Origin of the sequence: Paenibacillus sp. 3LSP (assembly GCF_032465655.1) — a bacterium.
Lineage (GTDB): Bacteria > Bacillota > Bacilli > Paenibacillales > Paenibacillaceae > Fontibacillus > Fontibacillus barengoltzii.
On record NZ_JAWDJI010000251.1, the window covers coordinates 1 to 6,188 of the forward strand.

The following is a 6,188-nucleotide window of genomic DNA, read 5'->3' on the forward strand; positions in this document are numbered from 1 at the left end:
AGCACATGTTGAATCAATAAATGATCAGCTCTCAGTTATTGCTGAACTTCAAGCTGGTGCTGAAGAAGACAGGAATAAAATAGATTCTCTCCAAAAAGAAAAAGCACAATTACTTGATAAAATAGACCAGATTTCGAAGGCATTGGTGGACGCAAATAATTACATTGAAAAGCTTAAAGAACAATTGATAATCGAATTAGAAGAGGGACAAAAACGTATGGATGAGGAACAGAGTTCTGTAGTGTTTTCCAAGTGTCCATCTGATATGAATGAGTTCAAGGATTATTTAGGATATAACCTTTCCAATATTGGAGTGAATTACAAAGCAGAATATTTCACACTTCTGATAATGCATTTAAGTAAAACTCTATTTTATGGAGTACCTACTATAGTAAATCGCGCTACTGGGATGAATATTATTAAATGTGTGTCGAATACACTTATAGGAAAACCAACTGTAAGTACATTGAGTTATAGGAATGATATTACAGGTGATAAAATAGACCGGTTTTTACAAACAGCAGATCGTGTTGCTTGTTTAGACAACTTTATTGGCAACTATAATGAGACCGAGTTAATTCCAATACTGGATAAGCACAGAGATAAAATTATATTTCTAACTGTTGCATATGATCGAACACTCTATTATTTGTCAAAGGAATTTATGCGTTACTTTAATTATTTAAATTTGAATCGTATAGGAGTTCTCTCCGTAGTTACTGAGTTAACAGAAGACCCCTCAATAATACAGGAGCATAGATACACAGCACAATTTGAACGGGAAAACAATAGATATAGGAACATATTCAGGGGAATAGTTAAAGAATTGGGCTACCCTCATAGCTTAATTGAGCATTTTAGTCAATCAATAGATAATGAAAGTGATTTATGCTGTGTACTTGCGTTTAATGTTTTACCTTATTGTGTAGATGTGTTACATATTAATCCGTATAACACATCTGATCGCTTATTAAAATATGCGGGACCAGATGGCCGATGCACGCAAAAACAGCTGCTTTTGGGGTGGTTCTCACAATGAATGAACTAATTTGCGCTATGTCAAAGGATATGGGCATTAGTCGGTATAAGGGGGAGTCAATTGATTCGTTCATTTACCGAGTTTGTTATTCAGCAATGGGGCTCTGGTGCCTGTGGATAGCACAAAGCTCTTCGAATAATATGGTTGGGGCAACCAAGAAACACCAAACAGTAGTTATAAATGAGTTAATGAAACGTTACATTGAACTTTTCCCTAGCATAGCTAGCAAGTTTAGCAATGACAAAAAAACAAATATAAGTTTCTCTGTTCATATACGTAGCGTGTATGAGGAGACAGGTTATCTTTTTTTGAATGCTAATAATAGAAATGAGTTATCTAATTTTGGAAGAACTATCTGTATTGGTAATACATCCTTGTTTTTCGGTATTCCTACTAATAATTTTATTTTAAATGGACTTGGTGTGTTTACTTCACCAACAAGATATACAGTTACAATTTCCGAATTTTTATTAAGGGATTCTCTCTCTTATGAGGAATATTTATTGTCAATGTATGAAACTACAGACTTTTATGAGAAGGATGATTTGAATGATGACTTGCAGTTTTTTAATCCATTATCAGACGCTAATCCATCACAATCGTGGTCAGCCCAAATATTTACAGACTTTACTGTGGCTCGAAAATCTGAACAGGGTCCGTACTACAGAGTTATTCGAGGAGATGACAAATCACTTTTATTTGCAGATGAAACTATTGAGCGTCACGGTCACAGTTTAACAGCCTATGAATATAGACGCTTATATTTTGCATTAAAAGCTCATTACGATAACCCTTTAGTAGCCAAAATAGTAAAAATAGATGATGAATACTCAATACTTAGGCTAACGGGTTATCTACCAAACCGAGAATACTACTTTCTACTACTTATATCTTGGCCAATCAATAATGCTTTTAATAAAGTGCATTTTTTAATAAAAAACGACTTTATTGCAGAGATTACAAGTACTCTCAATAATATTGGTATTGAGGTAAGAGGGGAAGATGTGAAATGAGAAATGCAAATGGTGTACAACATTACTATCGGACTATCCGAGAAAAATTGACAAATTATATAAAATCAGACTATTTAGCTAATAGTGAAACCCTGCTCCTTTATGTTGATGATCTTCTGGGTGAACTTTGCTCTAAACATACAAATATTGCCCGTGAGCCTTATATCGAAACCTCCGCCTCATATAAAAAAGTTCCAGATGCTATAAAAAATTCTCCTCACATCAAACAAAGTATTAAGGAATCCCTACTGAAACTTATTGAAGCCAACCTTGGTATATTCGCTGATCCGTTTGAACACCAAATTAAGGCTCTTGAGTATTATTTGGCAGGGAGTGATGTGTTTGTTTCAACAGGAACTGGTTCGGGTAAGACAGAAAGTTTTCTTTGGCCAATAATAGCTAAATGTTTCGATGAAGCCAAGAATCATTCAGGGCTGTTTAAGATGGAGGCTGTTCGCACTCTCATTATTTACCCTATGAACGCGCTTGTTTCTGACCAACTTGCCCGATTTAGAAAAATAATTGGAAGCGATGAATTCCGAGATATATTCATTAAGGATACTCAAGCCAGCCGTATTCCACATTTTGGGATGTATACGGGTAGGACTCCATATTCTGGTGATGCAAAACTGGCAAGTAGCCGTGAACTAGCGAATGCCTTCCGTAAAAACTATTTAATAGATGATACAGCCGATGCCGAAACTCAGCGGCGACAACTAAATAATATAGAAGGACTAAAAAGAATCCATAAATTCCCTGCAAGATTTGGTGACAAAGGGCTAAAAGATTTTATTGAAAATTTGGAAAAGAATATTCACAAACCGTCACCATTTGATGCTGAACTCATAACGCGATTTGAGATGCAGAACTGTCCTCCGGATGTTCTAATTACCAACTACTCCATGTTGGAGTACATGCTTATGCGTCAGCGTGAAGCGACGATTTGGGAAAAAACTAAGCAGTGGCTAGAAGCATCCGATGATAATAAACTCCTAATTGTTTTGGATGAAGCACATATGTATCGTGGTTCTTCAGGTGGAGAAATTGCACTACTGTTGGAGAGATTATTCTACCGTTTGGGAATTTCGGTTGATAGAGTACAATTTATTTTAACAACTGCGAGTATGCCTCAAAATGAGCAAAAAGCAATAAATGAGTTTTATTCAGCGCTAACTGGTAAAAATATAGATTACTGCAAATTCTTGTTTGGTAATAAAGAAACTATCCCAGATAAATTTGAAGTACAAACAGATATTGACGCATTAGCTTCAATTAGTGCTGATGAAGTACAAGATGACAACATTATTGTCCGAATTAAAGATTTCGCAAAAAAAGTGTTTAACTATGATTTAGCAGATAATATTACTCAGAGTCAGGCTCAAGAATGGCTTTACGATAATCTACCCAAATATCAAGCATTTATGTTGCTTCATAAAATGTGTCGTGACGGTGCAAAATCCTATAGTGAGATCAAGAACGAACTCTTCGGAGACAGTAATAATGCTGAGAAAGCACTTGATGCTTTACTAGCCATAGTGCCTCTAGCCGCAAAGAATGGGAATATCCTATTCCCAGTGCGACTTCATATGTTTTTGCGTGGACTACAGGGGCTTTATGCTTGTTCTAATCCAAATTGTAATAGCGCAAGGTATTCAAATAGTGAGAAACTTCCATTAGGTAAGGTTATATCTTTACCAAAAGATAAATGTAATTGTGGTGGGCGAATTTATGAGCTTGTAAACCATATTAAATGTGGGGCTTTGTATTTTAAAGTTTATGTTCAGAAAAATGAGGGACAACCCTATTGGTATGTATTCCCTCAACGAGGGTTAAATGGTGATGTAAACTCGCTTAATGAAATGCTACTTTATGTTGCACCGAGAGGCTATCAGAAAAGAAAAAACGATAAAATAGGAGCGCTTGACCCTTTTACGGGAAAACTATACACGTCACCACAAAATAGCGATAATTTTTTAACAGTTATTTATAATAGTGATTTTGACTCAAAGTCACAGTCATTTACTTTTAATGTTTGTCCAAAATGCAGAAAGGCAATGCGACTTAAGAAACCTGTTAATTTTTCTACCAAGGGTAATATTCCGTTCTATAACCTGACAAAAGCTCAATTTGAACTGCAACCTGCGAAATCTGAATTGATTAATCAAGGTAAAAAAGTCCTGTTGTTCTCGGATTCCCGGCAGAATGCTGCAAAACTTGCACGTGACTTGTCAAAATCGTCTGATGCGGATGCTTTCCGAGAGGCAGTTATCTTATCCTCTCTTCTTTTGCGGATGGATGGAAAAGAACATTCTTTATCTGATTTATATCCTGCATTCTTAGATGTATGTGTTCAAAACAATCTCTCTTTTTTTAGTGGCAAAAGTAAAGAAAAATTTGAGAACCATAAGAGGCTGTTTGTTGATAAGAAAAACAAAACCGAACGTCGTGGAAAAGCAATTGACTATGGGGTACTAGTTCAAGAATATCAACCATTACCAGATGAGTATTATGAGCAACTGCTGACCTTTTTCACGGAAAGTCCTCGTTCATTCAAGGATATTGGTATTGGTTTCTTAGCCCCTCTGTCATCAATTCTTAGTGAACTTGAATATGATTTGGATGATTTTGGGGTGTCTATTGATAGTAAGACACTTTATCAAATGCTAGTTCTGTTATTTTGGGATGTAATGGATGATAGCGCTGCTATCGGTGAAATAATTCCTGATGATGTCAGAAGAGGCTTACCAGGCCGTAGTAAAGTACAAACATTTGGTTTGGGTGATTTTTTAGCAGAATTAGACAGACAGTTGATCCAAAGATTTCAAGAAATGCTGAATATCGATGGTTTAGTATTTAGGAAGATCATGGAGAGTGTTCGTGATTTGTTCTTCTCACAAGCATCAAATAATAGATATTACATCAAACTATCGGCGGTAGAAATAAAAATTGCCGATAGAGACTTTATGTGGTATCGTTGCGTGAAATGTGGGAAACTATCTCCTTACAAGATTGGTGACTATTGTGGTTCTTGTTATGATTCTACAGATGTTGTACCAATAAATGCTTTGGATTTATCACGTTTTGATTTCTGGCGAATTCCAGTACTTAACGCTTTGAATAAAATTGAAAATATTCACAAAATCAAAACTGAGGAGCATACAGCTCAATTATCTCATAAAGAAACCAGAAGTGATACCTGGAGTCGTACAGAAAAATATGAGATGCGTTTTCAAGATATTAACGTAGGCGAAAACGGTGAGGAATCGATTGATGTTTTAAGTTGTACGACAACTATGGAGGTTGGTATTGATATTGGTTCGTTGACTGCCGTCGGACTTCGAAATATTCCTCCAATGAGAGAGAATTACCAACAGCGGGCTGGTCGTGCTGGTCGTAAGAATGCAGGTATTTCCACAATTGTAACTTATGCTTCTGGTGGTACGCATGACAGTCATTACTTTATGCATCCTGATGAGATGATTTCTGGAGCTCCGCGTAAACCATGGATTGACCGAACTAATCCTAAAATTAAGCAGCGTCACACAAACATGTTAGCCTTAAATGGTTTTATGTCAACCTTAGAAATGAAATTACAGTTTGATGGCATTGTTGATATAGGTATTATAACGTTTTGTGAGAAATTTGGGGAAAAATACATTAATTATGTAAAAACTATGGATATGTGCACTGATGAGACAATCAGCCAATTCCGTGATATCTGTCAAAAGGTTTTAGTTGAAGGTAAACGAAATGAGTATATTAATAATGATAAAGAGACTTCGGCTTTTGATATCTTTTATCGTGAAGGCTACATTCCATCATATTCATTCCCGAAAAATATTGTGAGGTTTTATGTCGAGAAAGAATCTGAGAGGGGTAAAAATGCACCTCGAGACATACAGTATGCACCTGAGAGAGATATTGCTATAGCTCTCAGTGAATATGCGCCTGGTAGATTTGTCACGATAGATAAAAAGATATATAAAAGTGGTGGTATCTACGCCAATCCTCGTCCAAAAGGATACGAAACAAATCAAGCTGAATACTATTTCAAGAATAAGGATTATTATAAAGATATTATCCTGAATTTCGAAAGTAATCTCTTCTGAAAAAAATAAAAAGTGCTCCAAATCTTT

At 35.8% G+C, this 6,188-nt stretch carries 3 protein-coding genes; all 3 read left to right on the forward strand.

Annotated elements, in window-relative coordinates; genetic code table 11:
• The coding region (locus RW092_RS21995) for a coiled-coil domain-containing protein (RefSeq protein ID WP_316011301.1) at positions 1 to 1,039 on the forward strand (1,039 nt) is incomplete at its 5' end.
• The gene (locus RW092_RS22000) at positions 1,036 to 2,052 is read left to right on the forward strand and encodes a hypothetical protein (protein WP_028538474.1); all 1,017 of its coding nucleotides are present in this window, start codon (positions 1,036 to 1,038) and stop codon (positions 2,050 to 2,052) included. The genes RW092_RS21995 and RW092_RS22000, both read left to right, overlap by 4 nt.
• A complete protein-coding gene (locus tag RW092_RS22005; RefSeq protein ID WP_316011302.1) occupies positions 2,049 to 6,161 on the forward strand; it encodes a DEAD/DEAH box helicase in 4,113 nt (1,370 codons plus the stop codon). The genes RW092_RS22000 and RW092_RS22005 overlap by 4 nt, the downstream gene beginning before the upstream one ends.
• The last annotated feature ends 27 nt before the right edge of the window (positions 6,162 to 6,188 follow it).